At 67.7% G+C, this 21,159-nt stretch carries 19 protein-coding genes and 1 rRNA gene; 2 read left to right on the top strand and 18 right to left on the bottom strand.

Translation table 11 applies throughout. The features are described from left to right. Positions 1-23: 23 nt before the first annotated feature. From H7F30_RS09645 to H7F30_RS09635, 3 genes are all read right to left on the bottom strand, one after another. Positions 24-1,546 (bottom strand): 16S ribosomal RNA (locus H7F30_RS09645). Between the two features lie 483 nt (positions 1,547-2,029). Next, positions 2,030-3,292, bottom strand: coding sequence for a tyrosine--tRNA ligase (tyrS, locus tag H7F30_RS09640; protein WP_187034799.1), 1,263 nt, complete (start codon positions 3,290-3,292; stop codon positions 2,030-2,032). A 75-nt stretch (positions 3,293-3,367) separates the two neighbouring features. After that, entirely contained in the window at positions 3,368-4,015 is a 648-nt protein-coding gene (locus tag H7F30_RS09635; RefSeq protein WP_255464729.1) for a DNA-3-methyladenine glycosylase, read from the bottom strand. 176 nt (positions 4,016-4,191) lie between these two features. Between H7F30_RS09635 and H7F30_RS09630 the strand changes: the two genes are divergently transcribed. Then, entirely contained in the window at positions 4,192-5,436 is a 1,245-nt protein-coding gene (locus H7F30_RS09630) for a globin domain-containing protein (RefSeq protein WP_187034795.1), read from the top strand. Between the two features lie 85 nt (positions 5,437-5,521). Here the strand turns inward: H7F30_RS09630 and argH are convergent, their stop codons facing one another. The 15 genes from argH to H7F30_RS09555 form a co-directional block, all read right to left on the bottom strand. Next, the gene (gene argH / locus H7F30_RS09625; RefSeq protein WP_047312134.1) at positions 5,522-6,955 is read right to left on the bottom strand and encodes an argininosuccinate lyase; all 1,434 of its coding nucleotides are present in this window, start codon (positions 6,953-6,955) and stop codon (positions 5,522-5,524) included. 90 nt (positions 6,956-7,045) lie between these two features. Continuing rightward, on the bottom strand, positions 7,046-7,582 hold the full coding sequence (locus tag H7F30_RS09620) for an arginine repressor (RefSeq protein WP_187034793.1): 537 nt from the start codon (positions 7,580-7,582) through the stop codon (positions 7,046-7,048). Continuing rightward, entirely contained in the window at positions 7,579-8,511 is a 933-nt protein-coding gene (argF, locus tag H7F30_RS09615) for an ornithine carbamoyltransferase (RefSeq protein WP_187034791.1), read from the bottom strand. Before argF ends, H7F30_RS09620 begins: the two co-directional genes overlap by 4 nt. After that, positions 8,508-9,722 carry an acetylornithine transaminase gene (locus H7F30_RS09610; RefSeq protein WP_255464728.1) on the bottom strand — a complete coding sequence of 405 codons (1,215 nt, stop codon included), beginning with the start codon at positions 9,720-9,722 and terminating at the stop codon, positions 8,508-8,510. The genes argF and H7F30_RS09610 overlap by 4 nt, the downstream gene beginning before the upstream one ends. Beyond that, on the bottom strand, positions 9,719-10,660 hold the full coding sequence (gene argB, locus H7F30_RS09605; protein ID WP_187034789.1) for an acetylglutamate kinase: 942 nt from the start codon (positions 10,658-10,660) through the stop codon (positions 9,719-9,721). The genes H7F30_RS09610 and argB overlap by 4 nt, the downstream gene beginning before the upstream one ends. Then, on the bottom strand, positions 10,657-11,808 hold the full coding sequence (argJ, locus tag H7F30_RS09600) for a bifunctional glutamate N-acetyltransferase/amino-acid acetyltransferase ArgJ (protein WP_187034787.1): 1,152 nt from the start codon (positions 11,806-11,808) through the stop codon (positions 10,657-10,659). Before argJ ends, argB begins: the two co-directional genes overlap by 4 nt. Further along, a complete protein-coding gene (locus H7F30_RS09595; protein WP_118912585.1) occupies positions 11,805-12,215 on the bottom strand; it encodes an ACT domain-containing protein in 411 nt (136 codons plus the stop codon). Before H7F30_RS09595 ends, argJ begins: the two co-directional genes overlap by 4 nt. Then, entirely contained in the window at positions 12,215-13,264 is a 1,050-nt protein-coding gene (gene argC, locus H7F30_RS09590; RefSeq protein WP_187034785.1) for an N-acetyl-gamma-glutamyl-phosphate reductase, read from the bottom strand. The genes H7F30_RS09595 and argC overlap by 1 nt, the downstream gene beginning before the upstream one ends. A gap of 90 nt (positions 13,265-13,354) precedes the next feature. Continuing rightward, positions 13,355-15,889 (bottom strand): phenylalanine--tRNA ligase subunit beta, encoded by a 2,535-nt coding sequence (pheT, locus tag H7F30_RS09585; protein ID WP_187034783.1) that lies wholly within the window; start codon positions 15,887-15,889, stop codon positions 13,355-13,357. A gap of 4 nt (positions 15,890-15,893) precedes the next feature. After that, positions 15,894-16,991, bottom strand: a complete 1,098-nt coding sequence (pheS, locus tag H7F30_RS09580; protein WP_187034781.1) for a phenylalanine--tRNA ligase subunit alpha — start codon at positions 16,989-16,991, stop codon at positions 15,894-15,896. Positions 16,992-17,037: 46 nt separating this feature from the next. Continuing rightward, entirely contained in the window at positions 17,038-17,850 is an 813-nt protein-coding gene (locus tag H7F30_RS09575; RefSeq protein ID WP_187034779.1) for an RNA methyltransferase, read from the bottom strand. A gap of 42 nt (positions 17,851-17,892) precedes the next feature. Then, on the bottom strand, positions 17,893-18,267 hold the full coding sequence (gene rplT / locus H7F30_RS09570) for a 50S ribosomal protein L20 (protein WP_047312124.1): 375 nt from the start codon (positions 18,265-18,267) through the stop codon (positions 17,893-17,895). Positions 18,268-18,339: 72 nt separating this feature from the next. Continuing rightward, positions 18,340-18,534 carry a 50S ribosomal protein L35 gene (rpmI, locus tag H7F30_RS09565; RefSeq protein ID WP_047312123.1) on the bottom strand — a complete coding sequence of 65 codons (195 nt, stop codon included), beginning with the start codon at positions 18,532-18,534 and terminating at the stop codon, positions 18,340-18,342. Positions 18,535-18,639: 105 nt separating this feature from the next. Then, positions 18,640-19,296 carry a translation initiation factor IF-3 gene (infC, locus tag H7F30_RS09560; protein WP_047312122.1) on the bottom strand — a complete coding sequence of 219 codons (657 nt, stop codon included), beginning with the start codon at positions 19,294-19,296 and terminating at the stop codon, positions 18,640-18,642. Positions 19,297-19,412: 116 nt separating this feature from the next. Beyond that, on the bottom strand, positions 19,413-19,898 hold the full coding sequence (locus H7F30_RS09555; RefSeq protein WP_370563189.1) for a hypothetical protein: 486 nt from the start codon (positions 19,896-19,898) through the stop codon (positions 19,413-19,415). A gap of 236 nt (positions 19,899-20,134) precedes the next feature. Here H7F30_RS09555 and H7F30_RS09550 point away from each other — a divergent pair, with 236 nt between their 5' ends. Next, the gene (locus H7F30_RS09550) at positions 20,135-21,112 is read left to right on the top strand and encodes a sugar-binding transcriptional regulator (RefSeq protein ID WP_047312120.1); all 978 of its coding nucleotides are present in this window, start codon (positions 20,135-20,137) and stop codon (positions 21,110-21,112) included. The last annotated feature ends 47 nt before the right edge of the window (positions 21,113-21,159 follow it).

Raw genomic sequence — 21,159 nt, 5'->3', positions numbered from 1 at the left:
GCAAGAGCTCATGTGCTCCTTAGAAAGGAGGTGATCCAGCCGCACCTTCCGGTACGGCTACCTTGTTACGACTTAGTCCCAATCGCCAGTCCCACCTTCGACGGCTCCCCCCACAAGGGTTAGGCCACCGGCTTCGGGTGTTACCAACTTTCGTGACTTGACGGGCGGTGTGTACAAGGCCCGGGAACGTATTCACCGCAGCGTTGCTGATCTGCGATTACTAGCGACTCCGACTTCATGGGGTCGAGTTGCAGACCCCAATCCGAACTGAGACCGGTTTTTTGGGATTAGCTCCACCTCACAGTTTCGCAACCCTCTGTACCGGCCATTGTAGCATGCGTGAAGCCCAAGACATAAGGGGCATGATGATTTGACGTCATCCCCACCTTCCTCCGAGTTGACCCCGGCAGTCTCCCATGAGTCCCCACCATCACGTGCTGGCAACATGGAACGAGGGTTGCGCTCGTTGCGGGACTTAACCCAACATCTCACGACACGAGCTGACGACAACCATGCACCACCTGTACACCAGTCCGAAGACGCACACATCTCTGCATGATTCCGGTGTATGTCAAGCCTTGGTAAGGTTCTTCGCGTTGCATCGAATTAATCCGCATGCTCCGCCGCTTGTGCGGGCCCCCGTCAATTCCTTTGAGTTTTAGCCTTGCGGCCGTACTCCCCAGGCGGGGCGCTTAATGCGTTAGCTGCGGCACGGAACTCGTGGAATGAGCCCCACACCTAGCGCCCAACGTTTACGGCATGGACTACCAGGGTATCTAATCCTGTTCGCTCCCCATGCTTTCGCTTCTCAGCGTCAGTAATGGCCCAGAGACCTGCCTTCGCCATCGGTGTTCCTCCTGATATCTGCGCATTTCACCGCTACACCAGGAATTCCAGTCTCCCCTACCATACTCTAGTCTGCCCGTACCCACTGCAGAACCGGAGTTAAGCCCCGGTCTTTCACAGCAGACGCGACAAACCGCCTACAAGCTCTTTACGCCCAATAATTCCGGACAACGCTCGCACCCTACGTATTACCGCGGCTGCTGGCACGTAGTTAGCCGGTGCTTCTTCTCCAGGTACCGTCACGTTAGCTTCGTCCCTGGTGAAAGAGGTTTACAACCCGAAGGCCGTCATCCCTCACGCGGCGTCGCTGCATCAGGCTTTCGCCCATTGTGCAATATTCCCCACTGCTGCCTCCCGTAGGAGTCTGGGCCGTGTCTCAGTCCCAGTGTGGCCGGTCGCCCTCTCAGGCCGGCTACCCGTCGTCGCCTTGGTAGGCCATTACCCCACCAACAAGCTGATAGGCCGCGAGTCCATCCCCCACCAAAAAATCTTTCCACCAACACACCATGCAGTGATTGGTCATATCCAGTATTAGACCCAGTTTCCCAGGCTTATCCCAGAGTAGGGGGCAGGTTACTCACGTGTTACTCACCCGTTCGCCACTAATCCACACCAGCAAGCTGGCGCTTCATCGTTCGACTTGCATGTGTTAAGCACGCCGCCAGCGTTCGTCCTGAGCCAGGATCAAACTCTCCGTCAAAAAAAATCTGTATCCCAGCCGAAATCAAACGGTGACACCACACCACCACCCACAAAAAGGTGATCGTGTGTCTTGTATCCATCCATCAAACATCAGCCAGAACAACACCAGCCATAAGGCCAGCAAATATTGTTGTTTGGCGATGATCACATCGGCACGCTGTTGAGTTCTCAAAACACAATCACACACCGTCAGGGTTTGAGGTGGAACCTCTCACCCGTCTGGGGTAACTCGTCTATCCTAGCACTTCCTCGGCTTAGCACCAACCTGGCCGCTTCGAACTACATCGCTGTAATTCGTTGTGCCTGTAGGCAGTCCGAGAGTGTCAGGTGCGGCTCGCGGCGGGCGTTCGGCCCTCCGCTGCTCGCGGCGACTCGGAAAATATTACACGCTTCTCACCCTGGGCACAAACGCGGAGATGTGCCAGGGGGTTCGGTGCGGGAGAGGTGCCTCGAGAGCCCCTCCCCTGCACCGGACGTCGGGTCACCCGGCCCGACGTGCCGCGGCCTGGAACTTGCGGCCGCGCTTGAGGATTGCCACCTCGCCGTGGAGGAAGTCGTCCGCCGTCAGGGCGTACTCGGCGTCGTTCATCTTCACGTTGTTCAGCGAAACCCCGCCGTCACCGATGAGGCGCCGGGCCGCGTTTCGTGAGTCCGCGATGCCGACCGCGACCACGGCGTCCGTCAGGCTGGTGCCCTCGGCGACGTCGGCTCCCGGCAGTTCCTGCGCTGCGTCACGGAGCGTGGACGCGTCAAGCGCCGTCACGTCTCCCTTGCCGAAGAGAGCCTCACTCGCGGCCACGGCGCCGGCCGTCGCAGCCTCGCCGTGGACGAGCGTCGTGACGTCGGCGGCCAACGTCCGCTGCGCCTCACGGCGGAAGGGTGCCTCGGCAACGGCCTTCTCCAGCTCGGCGATCTCCTCCGGCGTCCTGTCGGTCATGAACTTCAGAAGCTTGATGACCTCGGAGTCCTCGACGTTGAGGAAGTACTGGTAGAAGGCGTAGGGGCTCGTCATCGTCGCGTCGAGCCAGATGGCGTTGCCTTCCGACTTGCCGTACTTCTGCCCGCTCGCGTCGGTCAGCAGCGGCGAAGTGAGCACGTGAACGCTCTTGCCCTCGACCGAACGGATGAGGTCGGCCCCGGCAATGAGGTTGCCCCACTGGTCCGAACCACCGGTCTGCAAGGTGCAGCCGTACTCGCGGTACAGGTGGAGGTAGTCGAGCGCCTGAAGGATCTGGTAGCTGAACTCCGTGTAGCTGATGCCCTCCTCGGAGTTCAGGCGAGCCGCTACGGCGTCCTTCTTCATCATCGCGTTGACGCGGAAGTACTTGCCGACGTCGCGCAGGAAGTCGAGAGCCGAAATCTGTGAGGTCCAGTCGAGGTTGTTCACCACGCGCGCCGGGTTCTCACCCGCGAAGTCGAGGAAGGGGCGCACCTGCGAGCGGATCTTGTCGACCCACTCCGCCGTCTGGTCCTTCGTCTTGAGCACTCGCTCCGAACTCGGACGGGGGTCGCCGATGAGTCCCGTCGAGCCGCCGACGAGGGCGATCACTCGGTGGCCGGCCCTCTGCAGGCGACGGAGCTGGATGAGCTGAACGAGGTTGCCGAAGTGCAACGACGGGGCAGTCGGGTCGAAACCGCAATACACCGTGATGGGTCCGTTCGCGAGTGCTTCACGCAGCTCGGCTTCAGCGGTGGTCTGTGCCACCGCTCCGCGCCACTGCAGCTCGTCGAGGATGTGGGTCACGATGTGCCTTTCGTCGTCATGGCCGGTGTCTGGCTCCGGCGCCGTTCCAAGGGTGCCCCATCGGGTGCGCCCGCGTCACTTCGGTTGGTGCTGACTCGTCGCGGCTCGTCGGCGCGCCACGGCGGGCCGGTAGGCGGAGACTGTCGGGTCGTCGGGCAGCCAGAAGCGCCAGGGGTACAGCGTGCCGTCGCCGCCGGGGCCGCTCACCCCGACCCGTGGGCCGCTGCGGTATTCGAGCCGGGTACGCCCGTCCGGCCCGGTGAGTCGCACCTGCGCCTCCCTTCCGGTGACCGGCGTTCCGTTGAGGTCGAGATCCACGCCGAGCGCCTGCCCGAGGTTTCCCGGCCCCCGCGCCAGCAGCCGTAACGCGACCTCGCGCCGGTCTCCCCCGCGGCGCCGCCGAGCGATCGCCTCCCCCTCGACGACCTCACCGGCGCGCACGAGCACTCCTCCGGACTCTCCGTCGGGGCCACAGACCAGGTTGAAGGCTCGATGGATGCCGTAACTGATGTAGACGTACACGGTGCCGGGAGGTCCGAAGAGCGCCGCGTTGCGCGGAGTGCGACCACGGAAGCCGTGCGACCCCGGGTCGCGCTCCCCCGCGTACGCCTCCACCTCGCTGATTCGCACACCGACGCCGTCGTGGTGCACGACCAGGCCGAGCAGCCGCGGAGCCACCACCTCGGGCGCTGCGGCGAAGAGATCTGGATTGACGGGGTGCACGCCGTCATTGTGCCAACGCTGCCGATGGGTTCCGCCGTCGCGGTCCCGCACCCCTCGGTTCCTGGGGATCGGTGACATTCGTCCCTGCCCTCGAGCCAGGCCCGCGCCGTAGCGTCACGACGGCCGCAACGGGACAACCGTCTACGGCAACCTGACGACGTCACCCTGGAGGACGCATGCTGCACGCCGACAACGCCGAGATCGTCAAGGCGACTGCCGGACCGGTCATCGAGAACATCACGCAGATCACCAAGGTCTTCTACCCCAAGATGTTCGAGCGCAACCCGGACCTGCTCAACGTGTTCAACCAGGCGAACCAGGCCATCGGCGAGCAGCCGATCGCGCTGGCGTCGAGCATCGTCGCGTATGCCCACCACCTGCTGGGCGACTCCGACATCGACTTCGACCACGTCCTGTCGCGCATCGCGAACAAGCACGTTGCCCTCGCCATCAAGCCCGGCGACTACACCATCGTCGGCCGCAACCTCATGGAGGCCATCGGCGAGGTGCTCGGCGACGCCGTCACGCCCGAGGTGGCACGCGCCTGGGAAGAGGTGTACTGGCTGTTCGCCATGGACCTCGTGAGCGCCGAGGCGAAGCTGTACCAGCAGATCGACCGCACACCGGACTCCCTCATGAAGGACCACCGCATCACGCGCATCGAGGACGCCGGCGGCAACGCCCGCACGTTCACTCTCGAGCCCGTCGACGGTTCGGCGATTCCCGACTACGTTCCGGGCCAGTACGTCTCCGTCATCGCTCAGCTCGAGGACGACTACCGTCAGCCCCGCCAGTACACGATCTCGAGCGCACCCGGGGACGCCGCCCTCCAGATCACGGTCAAGAAGGTGCTCGGCGCGAACGGCACCCCCGACGGTGCCGTCTCGGGATACCTCTTCGAGCGCTCCGAGGGCGACGTTCTGCCCGTGAGCGCACCGGTGGGCGACATCGAGGTGGCGAAGGACGACCACACGCGCCCGCTCGTCATGTTCTCCGCCGGCATCGGCATCACGCCGATGGCCTCGATCCTCGACGCCGCCGCTCAGGGCCGCACGAACGGTCGTGAACTCGTCGTCGTCCACGCCGACATCGATGCAGACACCCACCCGCTGCGCGAGCAGGTCGCCCGCACCGCGGCCGACGCCGGCGCCACCGCCATCACGTACTACGAGAAGGGCGGCGACGACGCGCGCGAGGGTCTCGTCGCCGTCGACGAGCTCGACCTGCCGGACAACGCCGAGTACTACCTCTGCGGCTCGGTTCCGTTCATGCAGCACGTGCGCTCGGGCCTGCTCGACCGCGGCGTGGACGCGGCCGACATCAGCTACGAGATCTTCGGGCCCGACCTGTGGCTCGGTGGCTCGGCCTCCAGCCAGGCCTCCCCCGAAGAGCTCGTCGCCGAGGAGCAGCGACTGGCCTGATCAGCGTCAGCCGTCAGCACGGACGACGACAGCGGCACCCGTTCGCGGGTGCCGCTGTCGTCATGCGACGGGGAAAGCGCGCAGATCAGCGCAGCTCGATGCGCGAGTCAGCGAACTCGCGAAGCTCGCCGGCTCGAGCGGCGGCAGCTTCGAGCTGCTCACCGACTCGCTCCGGGGCCGTGCCGCCCGTGGCGTTGCGCGACGCGAGCGATCCCGGAACGCTGAGCACCTCACGCACGCCCGGGGTGAGGTGCTCGCTGATGTCGGCCAGGTCGTCGTCCGAGAGATCCCACAGCTCGATGTCGCGCTTCTCGCACTCCCGAACGCAGGCTCCGGCGACCTCGTGAGCCACACGGAACGGCACGCCCTCGCGCACGAGCCATTCCGCGATGTCGGTGGCGAGCGAGAAGCCCTGCGGGGCCAGCGACTCGAGGCGCTCCGGGTGGAACGTCAGCGTCGCGGTCATCCCGGCAAAGGCCGGCAGGAGCAGTTCGAGGGTGTCGACTGCGTCGAAGACCGGCTCCTTGTCCTCCTGCAGGTCGCGGTTGTAGGCGAGGGGGAGCGCCTTGAGGGTCGTGAGCAGACCCGCCAGGTCACCGACGAGACGGCCCGCCTTGCCTCGCGCCAGCTCGGCGACGTCGGGGTTCTTCTTCTGCGGCATGATGCTGGAACCGGTCGAGAAGGCGTCGTCGAGGGTGACGAAGCTGAACTCCTTCGTCGCCCAGAGAACGACCTCCTCGGCGATACGCGAGATGTCGACCGCAGCCATCGCGGAGACGAAGGCGAACTCGGCGACGAAGTCACGCGAGGCGGTGCCGTCGATGCTGTTCTGCGTCGGGCGGCTGAAGCCGAGGTCCTCGGCCACCCGAGCCGGGTCCAGGCCGAGAGACGAGCCCGCGAGCGCCCCCGAGCCGTACGGCGAGGCATCCGTGCGCTTGTCCCAGTCGACGAGGCGCTCGGCGTCGCGCAACAGGGCCCAGGCGTGGGCGAGAAGGTGGTGGCTGAGGAGCACCGGCTGGGCGTGCTGCAGGTGCGTGCGGCCGGGCATCGCGACGCCCATGTGGGTTCGGGCCTGAGCCACGAGGGCGTCGACGACGTCGAGCAGCAGCCCTGAGACGACCCGCGCGTGATCACGCAGGTACATGCGGAACAGGGTGGCCACCTGGTCGTTGCGCGAGCGCCCGGCGCGCAGGCGCCCGCCCACGTCTGCACCGGCACGTTCGATGAGGCCGCGCTCGAGCGCGGTGTGAACGTCCTCGTCGTCCTGGGCCGGGACGAAGACGCCCGATTCCACGTCACCGCGCAGCTTCTCGAGAGCCGAGAGCATGGCCTCGAGGTCGTCCTCGGCGAGGAGGCCAGCACGGTGCAGGACGCGGGCGTGTGCCCGGGACCCGGCGATGTCGTACGGCGCGAGGCGCCAGTCGAAGTCGGTGGACTTGCTCAGGGCCGCGAGTGCGTCGGAGGGGCCGCCGGCGAAGCGTCCGCCCCAGAGGCTGAGGCGCGAATCGGCCTGGGTCATGACGAACCTTTCATCGAGGAGTGGCCCGGCTCGAACGGGCCACCGAAGTGCAGGGGTAGCAGGAAGATCTCAGGGTGCTCACGTGGATTCTCACGCATCGTCGGCGGGAAGGTCCTCGTCGGTTCCGGCGTCGTCAGTACGCCCGGCGAGGTCGAGGAAGCGCTGCCCCAGAGCTGACGACTCGGCGTCCGCCTGGGCGATGACCAGGATCGTGTCGTCGCCGGCGATGGTGCCGAGCACCTCCTCGAACTCCGCGTGGTCGATCGCCGAGGCGAGGAAGTTCGCAGCGCCCGGAGGCGTGCGCAGCACGACGAGGTTGCCCGAGGACTCGGCCGTGACGAGCAGTTCGCCGGAGAGCCGGCGAAGGCGCTGCACGGCTTCGGTACGAGCGGCGCCGGCACGCGGCGTTCGATCGCCGCCCTCGCCAGGCACGGCGTAGACGAGTGTTCGCCCCTGGCGCACCTTGACAGCGCCCAGCTCGACGAGGTCACGCGACAGCGTCGCCTGGGTGACGTCGACGCCGTCCTCGAGCAGACGTTCGGCGAGATCGGTCTGCGAGCGGATGGACTCCCGGCCGAGGATCTCGCGGATGCGCTGATGTCGCGCGCCCTTCGTCGGCGCGATCACGAGCGCTCCAGAAGGAAGGCGAGCAGAGCCTTCTGCGCGTGCAGACGGTTCTCCGCTTCGTCCCAGACGACCGACTGCGGCCCGTCGATGACATCGGCGGCGATCTCGTACCCCCGGTATGCGGGCAGGCAGTGCATGACGATGGCATCGGCCTTGGCGTGGGCCATGAGGTCCGCGGTCACGGCGAACGACCGGAACGGGTTCGTCTCGCCCTGGCGTTCGGCCTTCTCGCCCTCCTGCCCCATCGACACCCAGGTGTCGGTGATGACGACGTCCGCATCGCTGACCGCGACCACGGCGTCGGTGGAGGCCGTGGCGCTCCCACCCGTTTGCGCCGCGATGCGCTGAGCGTCCTCGAGGATCTGGGGGTTCGGCTGGTAGCTCTCCGGTCCGGCGACGACGATGTTCGCCCCCGCAGTGGCGAAGCCGAGCAGGTAGCTGTGCGCCATGTTGTTGGCTGCGTCGCCGACGTAGGCGACCTTGAGCCCGGCCACGCTTCCCTTGTGCTCCGTGACAGTGAGGAGGTCGGCGAGGATCTGGCACGGGTGGAAGTCGTCGGTGAGCGCGTTGACGACCGGAACTCCCGAATGCTCGGCCATCTCTGCGAGCGACTTCTGGGCGAACGTCCGCCAGACGATGGCGCTCACCTGGCGGCCCAACACCTTGGCCACGTCGTGGATCGACTCCCGCGTGCCCACCTGGGCGAGGTTGCCGTCGACGATCATCGGGTGGCCGCCGAGTTCGGCGATGCCCACCGAAAAACTGAGCTGGGTGCGCAGCGTCGGCTTGTCGAAGATGACGGCGACGCCGCGGGGCCCCTCGAGCGGGCGGACACAGTGTCGATCGGCCTTGAGGCGTGCGGCAAGGTCGAGCACCTCACGCTGCTCGGCGGGCGACAGGTCGTCGTCGCGCAGGAAGTGGCGGGTCACGATGTCTCCTTCTCTCCTGCTCGGTCGAGCAGGGTCGGCAGGGCGTCCACGAACGTGTCGAGCTCGGCGTCAGAGATGACGAGCGGGGGCGCGAGGCGAACGGCGTTCGGCGTCGGCGCGTTGACGACGAAGCCGGCCTCGCGCGCGGCGACGACGAGCTGCGGCGCCACGGCGTCCCGCAGGAGGACGGCGCGCAGCAGGCCACGGCCGCGTGATCCGGTGACGCGGGCGTCGCCGAGGGCGTCGATGCGAGCGGCGAGGTGCTCTCCCCGTCGTACGACGTGGGTGAGAAGCCCGTCCCCGGCGATCGTGTCGAGCACCGCGAGCGCAGCAGCGCAGGCCAGTGGGTTACCGCCGAACGTCGTGCCGTGCTGGCCCGCCGTGAGGAGGCCGGAGACTTCCGGCCCGAACGTGATGAGCCCGCCGACAGGAACGCCGCCACCGAGGCCCTTGGCCACCGTCACCGCGTCGGGCACGAGCCCCGGCGCGAGCGTCTGGAAACCGAACCACTCGCCGGTGCGCGCGATGCCCGTCTGGACCTCGTCGAGGATGAGCAGCGCACCGGCGTCACGCGTGATCCGGCGCGCCGCCTCGAGGTAGCCCTCACTCGGCACGACGACGCCGGCCTCACCCTGGATCGGCTCGACGAGGACAGCACCCACGGACTCGTCGACAGCGTCACGCAACGCCTCGACGTCGTCGTACGGCACTCGCCGGACGCCGGGCACGAGCGGCTCGAACGGGGCGCGGTAGGCCTCCTTCGACGTGAGCGAGATGGCCCCCATCGTGCGCCCGTGGAAGCCCCCGTCGAGGACAACGACATCGGGTCGACCGGTGCGACGCGCGAGCTTGAACGCGGCCTCGTTCGCCTCACTGCCGGTGTTGCAGAGGAAGACGCGTGAGCCCTCCGGCGCTCCGGCGATCTCGATCAACCGCTCACCCAGGGCCACCTGACCGGGCGTCGTGAACAGGTTCGAGGTGTGGATGAGCCGTGCAGCCTGCTCCTGTACCGCGGCGACGAGCGCCGGGTGGCCGTGACCCAGGGAGTTGACGGCGATGCCGCCGAGCAGATCGAGGTAATGCCGGCCGTCGGCGTCCGTGACGTAGCAGCCGTCACCCTCGGTGAGGACGAGGCCGGGCTCGCCGAAGACACCCATCATCGCCGTGCCGTACCGCTCGAGGTACGTCTGGCTCTCGTGCTGGGTACTCACCAGCGTCCTCCTGACGTGATCATCGTGCCGATGCCTTCGTCGGTGAAGATCTCGAGAAGGATCGAGTGCGGGCGGGTGCCGTTGACGACGTGCGTGTGCGGCACCCCTCCGCGCACCGCGCGAATGCAGGCCTCGAGCTTGGGCACCATGCCGGTCTCGACGGTCGCGAGCATCGCTTCGGCATCCTCGACGGGCAGGGTCGACAGCAGCGACTCCGGGTCGGGCCAGTTGGCGTAGACGCCCTCGACGTCGGTGAGCACGACGAGCTTGTGGGCACCGAGTGCCACGGCCAGCGCGCTCGCTGCCGTGTCGGCGTTGACGTTCAGGACCTGACCTTCGTTGTCGAGGTCGGGAGCCACCGACGAGATGACGGGGATGCGCCCGGAGTGCGTCAGGTCGCGCACGATCTGCGGATCGACCATCTCGACATCGCCGACGAGACCGATGTCGACAGCTTGCCCGTCAACGTACGCCGGCCGACGGCGGGCGCCGAACAGGCGGGCGTCCTCCCCCGACAGCCCGAAGGCCATCGGGCCGTGCTGGTTGATGAGGCCGACGAGTTCACGCGAGACCTGGCCGGTGAGCACCATGCGCACGACCTCCATCGCCTCGGGGGTCGTGACGCGCAGCCCGCCGCGGAACTCGCTCTTGAGGCCCATGCGTTCCAGCATTGAGGCGATCTGAGGTCCGCCCCCGTGAACGACGACGGGGCGCAACCCCGCATAGCGCAGGAAGGCGATGTCCTCGGCGAAGGCCTTCTTCAGTGCCGGGTCGGTCATCGCGTTGCCGCCGTACTTCACGACGACGAGCGCGTCCTGGTAGCGCTCGAGCCACGGCAGCGCCTCGACGAGGGTGCCCGCCTTGAGTGCCGCAGAAGCGATCGAACTCAGGTCACGGCGCTCGCCGGCCAGCCCGTGGTCGTGCTCGGAGGTGCTCATGTGCTGTAGGCCGAGTTCTCGTGAACGTAGTCGTGCGTGAGGTCGTTGGTGAAGATTGTCACGGACTCCTCGCCCGCCTTGAGGAAGACCTCGACCTTCACTTCACGGTTCGACAGGTCAACGCCGGATCGGTCGTCGCCGACGCCGCCGTCGCGACAGACCATGACGCCGTTGATCGCAACGTCGAGCGTACGAGCGTCGAACGCCGCCTTCGTCGTGCCGACGGCCGCGAGGACGCGACCCCAGTTGGGGTCTCCCCCGAAAACCGCGCACTTGAAGAGGTTGTTACGGGCGACCGCGCGTGCAACTTCAAGTCCATCGTTAATGTTTACAGCTCCGTTGACGACGATCTCGATGTCGTGGGCAGCACCCTCGGCGTCGGTGATGAGCTGCAGCGCAAGATCCTGGCAGACCTCCGTCAGGATGCTCGTGAACTCCCCCATCTCGGGCGCGACGCCGGAGGCGCCGGACGCCATGAGGAGCACGGTGTCGTTCGTCGACTGGCAGCCGTCGGAGTCGATGCGGTCGAACGACAAGCGCGTCGCCGTGCGCAGGGCTTCGTCAGCCTGCTCCGAGGTGAGGACGGCATCTGTCGTCACGACGACCAGCATCGTGGCCAGTGAAGGTGCGAGCATGCCCGCTCCCTTCGCCATGCCACCGACGACGTACCCCGAGCCGATGCCTTCGCACTCCTTGGCCACGGTGTCGGTCGTCATGATGGCCTCGGCCGCGTCGGCGCCACCGTCGGCGCTCACGGCGCCGGACACCTGCGTCACACCATTCTCGATGCGGTCCATCGGCAGGAGTTCACCGATGAGCCCCGTGGAGCACACCATGACATCGCCCGCACTCACGCCGGCGGCCTCGGCCACGAGTTCGGCCGTGCGGTGAGTGTCGAGGAAGCCCTGGGCGCCCGTGCAGGCATTCGCACCACCCGAGTTGAGGACCACAGCATCGACGCGGCCGTCGGTGACGACCTGGCGTGACCACGTCACGGGGGCCGCCTCGACCCGGTTGCTCGTGAACACCGCGGCACCGACGTGCTCGGGGCCGTCGTTGACCACGAGCGCGAGATCGGGCTTTCCGCTGGGCTTGAGGCCGGCCGTGACACCGGCGGCCCGGAAGCCTGATGCGGCAGTGACGCTCATTCCTTCTCCTTGATGATGTGGCCGGCACGCTTCCACAGCGCGCGGGCGCGGTCGGACTCGAAGGTGGGAACCATGATCCAGTCGGTGTCGAACGTGGAAACGGTGAAAACCGTCAGCTCGGCCTCACCGAGCGGCGTCACGATCGCCGACAGGAGACCCGTGAGGGCGAAGTCGAGCGGACCGTCGACCTCGAAGACGTTGAACGGCCCCTGCTGGCGCACCACCGCGTCACGCGGGATGGCGGACGACAGACACAGCACCGAGGTCTCCGATGCGGTGGCGCTCACCGAGACGAGCGGGGCGTCCGTGAGGGCCCAGTCTGGCACCACCTCGTGCGGCCCGAGGCGCACGTACGACAGTTCCTCGGGGTGGGCGATGAGGGTGAACTGCGCTCCGAAGGCGACCATCAGGGAGCCACCCCCACCGCGGGCAGGCCCGCGGCTTCGTCGAAGCCCAACGCGAGGTTCATCGACTGCACGGCAGCTCCTGCCGTGCCCTTCGTGAGGTTGTCGACGGCGGAGACGACGACGACGCGGCCGGAGCTTGCATCGAGGGCGAACTGAACCGCGACGGCGTTGGACGCAACGACCATCCCTGTCGAGGGCCACGAGCCGTCCGCAAGCAGGTGGACGAACGTCTCGCCGCCGTAGGCCGCCTCGAAGGCCGCGCGAATCGCCGCGGCGTCCACGCCGTCACGCACGCGCGCGGTACACGTGGCCAGGATGCCGCGCGGCATCGGCGCGAGCGTGGGGGTGAACGACAGGGACACGTCGTCCGCTCCCTGCGCGGCGCGGCGGAGGTTCTGCACGATCTCAGGGGTGTGACGGTGGCCGCCGCCGACACCGTACGGGCTCATCGATCCCATGACCTCGGATCCGAGCAGGTGCGGCTTGAGGCCCTTGCCGGCCCCCGAGGTTCCGGAGGAGGCCACGACGACGACGTCATCGTGCTCCACGAGGTCGTGGGCAAACAGGGGCGCGAGGGCGAGCGAGACCGCGGTCGGATAGCAGCCCGGGACGGCAATGCGGCGCTCCCCGGCCAGGTTGTCCCGCTGCTTGGCTGCGGTCCCGAGGGCCAGTTCGGGCATACCGTAGGCCCACGAACCTGCGTACGGGGTGTCGTAGAACGCAGTCCAGTCGTTCTCGTTCTCGAGGCGGAAGTCGGCACCGCAGTCGACGACGAGCACGTCCTCGGCGAGCGCGGCGGCCAAGGCAGCGCTCTGACCGTGGGGAAGTGCGAGGAACACGACGTCGTGTCCTGCGAGGACCTCCGGCGTCGTCTCCTCGAGAACGACATCGGCCAGCGGCATGAGGTGCGGGTGGTGCTCACCCAGTCGCGAACCCGCGGAGCCCCCGGCCGTCAACGCTCCGATCTCGACGTTGGGGTGAGCGAGCAGCAAGCGGAGGAGCTCTCCTCCGGCGTATCCGCTCGCACCGGCGACTGCGACCTGAACCATGTCGTTCAGGCTACACGAATACGCATACTCATGCACAAGAGAGAAAAGTCATGCACCCCCATGGGCGGGCCACAGGGGTGCATGTCAGGGTCAGGCGCCTCGCAGGCTGGCTCCGACGGCCTTGTCGACCTCACGGACGGCCGCATCGCGGGCGACGTTGACCTCCTCCGTCGTGAGCGTACGCTCCGGCGAGCGGAAGAAGAGCCGGTAGGCGAGCGACTTCTTGCCCTCGCCGACCTGCTCGCCCTCGTAGATGTCGAACAGCGCCAGCGACTCGAGGTTCTCCCCACCGCCGCGGTGCAGTGCGTCCTCGACGACCGCCGCGGTGACGCCCGAATCGACGACGAGCGCGACGTCGGAATGCGCCTGCGGGTACGTGGCGATCGGCTCCGCGACCCCGGTCCTCTCGGCGAACGCCGAGAGGGCGTCGAGGTCGAGTTCGCCGGCCACCACGCGCGGCGGGAGGCCGAGGGTCGTGAGCACCTTCGGGTGAAGCTCACCCGCGTGACCGATGACGCTGCCGTCAGGCAGCATGATCTGGGCACAGCGGCCCGGGTGGAACGGGGCCACGTCGGCCTGCGCCACCTCGAGCTGCACGCCGAGCACGCGACCGATGCCGAGCGCGGTGGCGACGGCGTCGCTCCAGTCGCTCGAGCGGCCTGCACCCCACCAGCCCTTGCGTTCACCGTCACCGGTCATCACCCAGGCGACGTGGCGCGGCTGAGCCGGGACGGCGTCACGGATGGCGGCGAGCACCTCGGGCGTCGGGTGCACTCCGACCCGCTCGGTCGGCGCCGTTCCCGCGGGGCCGGACACGACGAGACCGAGCTCGAACAGGCCCACGTCCTTGAAGCCGCGCGCGATGTTGCGCTTGAGCGACTCGAGCATCGTCGACAGGACGCTGGTGCGCAGCAGCGGCGCCTCGTCCGACAACGGGTTGCTCAGGCGGACGGTGGAGCGTCGCGTGTCGTCTGCCCCGTAGCGCAGCTTCGTGTGCAACTCGTCGCTGACGAAGGGCAGCGAGATGATCTCCGAGAGCCCCTGAGCGGCGAGCGCGTTGGCCACGGTGCGGCGGTAGCGCTGCGACGCCGTGAGGCCGCGCCCGGCGACGGGGCGAGCCAGGACCGACGGGATCTGGTCGTAACCGCGCAGGCGGGCAACCTCCTCGACGAGGTCGGGCCCCGTCGTGAGGTCGGGGCGCCACGACGGAGCCGTGACGTTCCACCGTGCCCCCTCGACTCGCTCGACGACGCAGCCGACCGCGGTGAGAGTCGCCTCCACCTCGTCGTCGGTGTACGAGACGCCGACGAGGCGCGTGGGCTGCTGCGGGTCGAACGCGATCGGAGCGGCAGGCACGACGGTGTCGAGGTCGGTGACGCCGTCGTCGACGCGGCCGCCGCCGTACTCGACGAGAAGATCGACGGCCAGCTGCGCTGCCGCGGCGGCGATCGCCGGGTCGACACCGCGCTCGAAGCGCTTGGACGCCTCGCTGCTCAGTCGGTGACGACGGGCGCTTCGGGCGATGCTGACCGGGTCGAAGTGTGCGGCCTCGATGAGGATGTCGCTCGTCGTGTCGCTCACCTCGCTCTCGGCGCCGCCCATGACGCCGGCGATGGCGAGCGGACGCTCACCGCCGTCGGTGATGAGGAGGTCCTCGGCGAAGAGCGTGCGCCCCACGTCGTCGAGGGTCGTGATCTTCTCCCCCGCCCGCGCGCGACGCACGACGATTTCCTCACCGAGCGTGGCCAGGTCGAAGGCGTGCAGCGGCTGGCCGAGACCCAGCATGACGTAGTTCGTGATGTCGACGGGCAGGGAGATCGAGCGCATCCCCGCCTCCGTCACGGCCTGGGACAGCCAGGCCGGCACGGGCGCCGCCGGGTCGACGCCGCGCACGATGCGGGCCACGTAGCGGTCGCACCCGACGTTTCCGCGCAGGGGCGCATCGTCGTCGACCCGCACGGGGTAACCCGAGGCGTTGGCCTCCGGGGCACGCGAGTTGAGTTCGAGCACCGGGTCGGTGAAGCGGGCCCCCGTCGAGTGGCCGTACTCGCGCGCGACGCCACGGATGGAGAAGCAGTAGCCGCGGTCCGGGGTGACGTTGACCTCGACCGTCTCGCGGTCGAGACCCAGCAGCGGCAGGGCGTCCTGGCCGGGCGTGAGGTCGCTCGCCTCGACGCCGAGACGCTGCGGGAGCAGGATGATGCCGTGCGAACCGTCGTCGGGCAGGCCGAGTTCGTCGGCTGCACAGATCATGCCGGCCGAGAGGTGACCGTAGGTCTTGCGGGCGCTGATGGCGAAGCCACCGGGCAGAACGGCACCGGGCAGGACGACGACGACGGTGTCGCCGGCGTCGAAGTTGTGCGCGCCGCACACGATGCCCTGGGGCTCACCGGTTCCGTTGGCGTCGCCGACGTCGACGGAGCACCAGTTGATGACCTTGCCGTTCTTCTGCTCCTCGGGCTCCTTCGTCAGAACGCGCCCGACGACGAGCGGGCCGGTGATGCCGCCGCCGTGGATCGCCTCCTCCTCGAGACCGATCTTGACGAGGTCGGCCGCCACCTGGAGACCTGTTGCTCCGGCCGGGACGTCGACGTACTCACGCAGCCATTCGATGGGAACTCGCATTGCCTCAGACCTCCAAGCCGAACTGGGCGTCGAAGCGCACGTCGCCCTCGATCATCTCGCGCATGTCGGATGCGCCGGTGCGGAACATGAGCGCTCGCTCGACGCCCATGCCGAACGCGAATCCGCTGTACTCGCTCGGGTCGACGCCGCAGGCGCGCAGGACGTTCTCGTTGACCATGCCGCAGCCACCCCACTCGATCCAGCCGGTGCCGCCGCACGTGCGACAGGCCGGGTCTTCCCCGCGGCAGACGAAGCAGCGCAGATCCATCTCGGCGCTCGGCTCGGTGAACGGGAAGTAGTTGGGACGCAGACGCGTCGTGATGCCTTCGCCGAACAGCTGCGTGGCGAGATGGTCGAGCGTTCCCTTGAGGTGGGCCATCGTGATGCCCTTGTCGACGGCGAGGCCCTCGAGCTGGTGGAAGACCGGCAGGTGCGTGGCGTCGAGTTCGTCCGTGCGGTAGGCCTTCCCCGGCGCGACGATGTAGAGCGGCACACCGCGCTCGAGCATCGAGCGAGCCTGGACGGGCGACGTGTGCGTACGCATGACTAGCCCACCGTCGGCCGGGTCGAGGTAGTAGGTGTCCTGCATCTGGCGGGCAGGGTGGTCCTCGTCGAAGTTGAGCGCGTCGAAGACGAACCACTCGGCCTCGACCTCGGGGCCCTCGGCCACCTCCCAGCCCATGCCGACCATGAGGTCGACCATGAGCTGCTGCATCATCTCGACGGGGTGACGGCCACCGACCGGGCGGCGCAACGTCGTCGCCGTCGTGACGTCGACGGCCTCCTCGGTGAGGATGCGCTCGTCGCGCTCTGCCTCGAGCTCGGCCTGACGCTCCTTGATCGCCTGACTCACGCGTCCGCGCGCCTGGCCGACTCGCTTGCCCGCCTCGGCCTTGGCCGTCGGCGGCAGCGCACCGATCTCACGGTTGGCGAGAGCGAGGGGCGACTTGTCGCCGGCGTGGGCGAGGCGTGCGTCCTTCAACTCCTCGAGCGAGTTCGCGGCCGCAATGGCGCTGAGGGCGTCGGTGACGTTCGACTCCACGACCTCGGGGTCCAGTGCGGACACCTCGACCGGGTCGTAGTTGGTGTTGGGGCCAGACATGGGCCCGAGTCTATCGAGTGCGCGCAAACCGGAATGACGCGCCGTGTCAGTGCTGCGCGCCCGCCGAGGCGTAGAGGCAGACGGTGGCCGCCATGGCCAGGTTGAGCGACTCGGCAGCGCCGTAGATCGGCACGCGCACGACGTCGTCGCAGGCCTCGCGGACTTCGGGTTCGAGGCCCCAGGCCTCGTTGCCCATGACCCACGCGTGCGGCGTGGAGAGCTCGACGTCCGGAAGCAGCGTCGTGCCGACACCGTCCGCGGCGTGCAGCGTCAGCCCGGCGTCGCGGCAGCGGGCGAAGATGTCCTCGATGGCGGCACCGCGACAGATCGGCAGGTGCCACAGCGAACCCACGGTCGAGCGCACGACCTTGGGGTTGTAGATGTCGACACTCGAGTCGCTGACGATGACGGCGTCAGCACCCGTCGCGTCGGCGCCGCGGATGACGGTGCCCGCGTTACCGGGGTCCCTCACGTTCGTGAGGACCACGACGAACTTCGGCGAACCGGCGAGCACCTCGTCGAGGGTGCGGTCGACGGGTCGCGCGACGGCGATGATCCCCTGCGGCTGCTCGGTGTCGCACATCTCGGCGAGCACCTGGGCAGAGCAGTCGTGGATGAATCGACGCTCGTCAGGCTCCGCGTCGCGCTGCCAGGAAAGCGCCATCTCCCGCAGGTCCGGGTGACGTTCGGTGGCCTCGGCGTCGAGGTAGAGGTCGCGGATCGTCTCGGGCGCGAAACGGATCAGTTCGCGCACGGCCTGGCGTCCCTCGACGAGGAACAGTCCGGCCTTCTCACGCGCAGAACGCCGCCCCAGTGCCCTGACCTGCTTGACCCGATCGGAGCGGGTGTTCGTGATCATGGCGTGGAGCGGCGTTCGATGCGAAAGAGGTGCCTAGGAGGATCAGGCAGCCGGCGTCTGGGCCGGGACGTTCTTCTTGGCGATCTCGACGAGCGCGGCGAAGGCCGGGGCGTCGTTGACGGCCAGCTCGGCGAGCATGCGACGGTCGACCTCGATGCCAGCGGCCTTGAGGCCCTGGATGAAGCGGTTGTACGTCATGCCGTTGAGGCGAGCCGCAGCGTTGATGCGCTGGATCCACAGGCGACGGAAGTCACCCTTCTTGGCGCGACGGTCACGGTAGGCGTAACCGAGGCTGTGCGTCACCTGCTCCTTCGCCTTGCGGTAAAGGCGCGAGCGCTGGCCGCGGTAGCCGCTGGCCTGCTCGAGAACGGTACGACGCTTCTTCTGGGCGTTCACTGCCCGCTTCACGCGTGCCACGTGAGTACTCCTTGTTCATGGGCGGCGGCGCCGGGCGCCTGCCGCAAAAGCTGGTTGAGGGAAAGCTTCGGCTTACTTACCGAGAAGCTTCTTGATCTTCTTCTCGTCGGACGGCGCAACGACGACGTCGTTCACGAGGCGACGCGACTGACGCTTGGCGCGCTCTTCGAACTTGTGGACGTGGCGGGCGCGCTGGCGCATGACCTTGCCCTTACCGGTGACACGGAAACGCTTCTTAGCACCGCTGTGCGTCTTCATCTTCGGCATAGCCGACTCCTTCGCTCACTCGGCGCGCTCGTGCACGCCGGCTGTCTGACGGCCCGCCACCGGTCTCCCGGCGCGGGGGTCTTCACCCGAGGGTGAAGGACGATTTCAGTTGGCTGCCTCGTCGGCAGCCGGCTCCGCAGCGGGAGCCTCGGTCTCGGCGGCCTGCGTCGCGGGAGCAGCCTTGCTCGCCTTCGCAGCCTCGCGACGACGACGGTCCTCGGCGCGAGCCTCGGCCTTCTTCTTCGTCGGGCCGAGAACCATGACCATGTTGCGGCCGTCCTGCTTCGGCGCGCTCTCGATGAACGCCAGCTCGGCGACGTCCTCGGCGAGCTTCTGGAGCAGTCGGAAACCGAGCTCCGGGCGCGACTGCTCGCGACCGCGGAACATGATGGTGACCTTGACCTTGTCACCGGCCGACAGGAACCGAACGACGTGACCCTTCTTGGTGTCGTAGTCGTGCTGGTCGATCTTCGGTCGGAGCTTGATCTCCTTGATGACCGTGTTGACCTGGTTCTTGCGAGACTCGCGGGCCTTCATGGCGGCTTCGTACTTGAACTTGCCGAAGTCCATGAGCTTGGCGACCGGGGGCTTGGCCTGCGGCGCGACCTCCACGAGATCGAGATCCGCTTCCGCCGCGAGGCGCAGCGCGTCCTCGACTCGGACGATGCCCACCTGCTCACCGTTGGGGCCAACCAACCGGACCTCGGGTACACGGATCCGATCGTTGATGCGTGGCTCAGCGCTGATGGCCGACTCCTTCACTGTTGTGACGATTCGTTCCACCGCCGAGGCGGAGAAACGCGAAAAGGCTTCTTGCCTACGCAAGAAGCCTTCGTCTCAACGTTTCGCACGCTCTCAGGTATTCCCCGAGAACAGGCTCACCGGGGTGAACCTTGTACGAACCATGACCACGACCCTGCCTCCCTGAGGAGAACCGAGGGTGGAGACCGAAGTCCCTCTTGCGCACCGTTCGTGGTGTGATTTTCGCGGATCACTCCGGGAGAGCACCACACGTACGGCTGGTAGTACCCAGAGTAACAGTCCGGCGAGCGCCCTCCAAACCCGGCGAAGGGGACCCTTCCCCACTCACGCGGACGCCCGTCGCACGCTGCGGGAGCGCTGCGCCCGCCGTCCACCGACGATGAGCACCCCGGCCACGCAGATGAGGGCTCCAAGCCCGCCACGGCGGCGAAACCGCCGGCGAAGCCGTGACTGTCGATGGCCCATCCGGCGATCGGTCCGCCCAGCGCGCCGCCCGTCGTGAGGAAGGAGCCGTGCCAGCCCATCGCCTCACCGCGCACTCGCTCCGGAACGACGCGAGCAACGGCGTCGACGGAAGCCGTCATCGTGGGCGCGCAGAACATGCCGGCGAGGAAGGCACCGAGTGCCAGGGTGAGCATGCTCGAGGCGAGTCCGATCGGCACGGTGGCCGCTGCCCGCGAGTGCTGTGGCTGCCAGGATGGCGACGCCTGCCCTTCGTCGTCCCACGACGACCTCTTTCTCATGTCGCACCCAATTTCTGCTCAGTTGAGCAATAGGGAGCACACATGAGTAAAGTGTGATGTGACGCACAGTGTCAACCCTCGTCTCAGGAGGCCTCATGGTCGACGTGAACCTGCCGCTGACTCAGCTGCACATGGTCCAGGCGGCGCGCCGCTATTACCTCGACGACGCCTCCAAGGTGCAGATCGCCGAGGAACTCGGCATCAGCCGGTTCAAGGTGGCTCGCCTGCTCGAGGCCGCTCGCGACAGTGGAGTCGTGCGCATCGAGATCCTGGACCCCGGCGCCGTCAAGGACCAGTTGTCCCAGGACCTACGCGAGCGTTTCGGGCTGCGTCATGCGCTCGTCGTCGACGTCGAGGCCCTCGCCGGTGGCGAGAAGCTGGCTGAACTCGGCCGCGCTGCCGCATCCCTCATGCAACGCATCGCACAGCCCACGGACGTCATAGGCCTGCCGTGGAGCCGCATGGTGGCGCAGACCGTTCCGTTCTTCGAAGGACTGCCTCCGGTGCCGATCGTCCAGCTGTCGGGAGCCCTCGACCTCCCGGCACACGAGGCCTCCCCCGTTGACGTCGTGCGTGACGCCGCCCGCCTCACCGGCGGCGAGCCACGCGTGTTCTACGCGCCGCTCGTCGCGACGGACGCCGAGGCCGCGCGCGTCATCCGGGCACAGACAGCCGTGGCGGGCACCCTCGACGAGGCACGTCACTGCTCGCTCGCCCTCGTCGGCATCGGGGGGTGGAGCGAAGGCGAGAGCACGCTGTACGACCTCGCCACCGAGGACGAGCGAGACGAACTCGAGCGGCTCGAGGTCGTCGGGGAGATCGCCGGATCGCTGTTCAACACCGACGGCGAACCGGTCGAATCGGGGCTGAGCGCACGCCTGGTCAGCATGAGCCCCCGCGATCTGCGGCTCATCACCGAGGTCGTCGCTGTCTCCCACGGAGCGGCTCGAGCGGAGGCGCTGCGCGCCGGGATCAAGGGCGGCTACGTCACGTCGGCCGTCGTCGACACCGAGCTCGCCCGCGCATTGCTCGGCGCACCCGCGGACGCCTCGGCAAGTTCTACCGGCCGGTAGAGGCGTCGACTCCCGCTAACCGGCCCCGGGGGTTTAGGCTCGCACTC

The sequence above is a fragment of the Dermacoccus sp. PAMC28757 genome (assembly GCF_014302635.1).
Lineage (GTDB): Bacteria > Actinomycetota > Actinomycetes > Actinomycetales > Dermatophilaceae > Dermacoccus > Dermacoccus abyssi.
The sequence above is the reverse complement of the archived record's forward strand: the minus strand, read 5'-3'. Positions and strand labels throughout refer to the sequence as shown.

Bases quoted from the DNA above. Each gene is read 5' to 3' on its own strand.
- argJ (WP_187034787.1), bottom strand. From the start codon at position 11,808: ATGAGCGTCACTGCCGCATCAGGCTTCCGGGCCGCCGGTGTCACGGCC.
- argB (WP_187034789.1), bottom strand. From the start codon at position 10,660: ATGAGCACCTCCGAGCACGACCACGGGCTGGCCGGCGAGCGCCGTGAC.
- H7F30_RS09630 (WP_187034795.1), top strand. From the start codon at position 4,192: ATGCTGCACGCCGACAACGCCGAGATCGTCAAGGCGACTGCCGGACCG.
- argC (WP_187034785.1), bottom strand. From the start codon at position 13,264: ATGGTTCAGGTCGCAGTCGCCGGTGCGAGCGGATACGCCGGAGGAGAG.
- rpmI (WP_047312123.1), bottom strand. From the start codon at position 18,534: ATGCCGAAGATGAAGACGCACAGCGGTGCTAAGAAGCGTTTCCGTGTC.
- H7F30_RS09595 (WP_118912585.1), bottom strand. From the start codon at position 12,215: ATGGTCGCCTTCGGAGCGCAGTTCACCCTCATCGCCCACCCCGAGGAA.
- H7F30_RS09555 (WP_370563189.1), bottom strand. From the start codon at position 19,898: ATGTTCTGCGCGCCCACGATGACGGCTTCCGTCGACGCCGTTGCTCGC.
- H7F30_RS09550 (WP_047312120.1), top strand. From the start codon at position 20,135: ATGGTCGACGTGAACCTGCCGCTGACTCAGCTGCACATGGTCCAGGCG.
- pheT (WP_187034783.1), bottom strand. From the start codon at position 15,889: ATGCGAGTTCCCATCGAATGGCTGCGTGAGTACGTCGACGTCCCGGCC.
- argH (WP_047312134.1), bottom strand. From the start codon at position 6,955: ATGACCCAGGCCGATTCGCGCCTCAGCCTCTGGGGCGGACGCTTCGCC.
- H7F30_RS09575 (WP_187034779.1), bottom strand. From the start codon at position 17,850: ATGATCACGAACACCCGCTCCGATCGGGTCAAGCAGGTCAGGGCACTG.
- pheS (WP_187034781.1), bottom strand. From the start codon at position 16,991: ATGTCTGGCCCCAACACCAACTACGACCCGGTCGAGGTGTCCGCACTG.